1 protein-coding gene is annotated in these 502 nt (G+C 44.0%); it reads right to left on the reverse strand.

Translation table 11 applies throughout. The annotated features are described in order from the left end of the window. Positions 1-502: transposase (locus tag H4J70_RS20240; protein WP_404842506.1), on the reverse strand; the 502-nt coding region annotated here is incomplete at both ends.

Genomic DNA, 502 nt, shown 5'->3' on the forward strand with positions numbered 1-502 from the left:
AGCCAACTTTCATCGCTGATGTGAAGTCTTGACAGTATATTTGCGGTTTTGTTATCGATAGCGCCTCGTTTGTCTGCTCTTATTACGCGACCTGTTTCATCTACAAGGGTTAAATAGTCCTTCAAACTAAAGCGGATACCTGAGGTTTGTTCTTGCTGTTCATGGCCCGTAAAAGGTAATAACGTTGAGGGTTGCTCTCCGATAATGGCTGCCTTGATACGCAGTTGAATACTGGTAAAACTCGATTGCTCAGGTGTTGGAGCAATGCCCGCACGCACTGGATTTAAATCCACATAAGCCATACAAGCAAGTAATGCCCCTTCATCGAGCAGGGCTTGTGATTTAAAGCGTCCTTCCCAAAAGTGCCCGGTGCATTTATCTTCTTTATTGGCTTGTCGAGCAATAGGCTCGTTTAATGCCCGCATAAACCAACTGATATCGATTAAGCGCTGTTTATAGACTTGTGCTGTTTCTTCAACCATTGCCATTTCGAATGTCGTTA

Origin of the sequence: Colwellia sp. BRX8-9, from assembly GCF_014077245.1 — a bacterium.
GTDB lineage: Bacteria > Pseudomonadota > Gammaproteobacteria > Enterobacterales > Alteromonadaceae > Colwellia_A.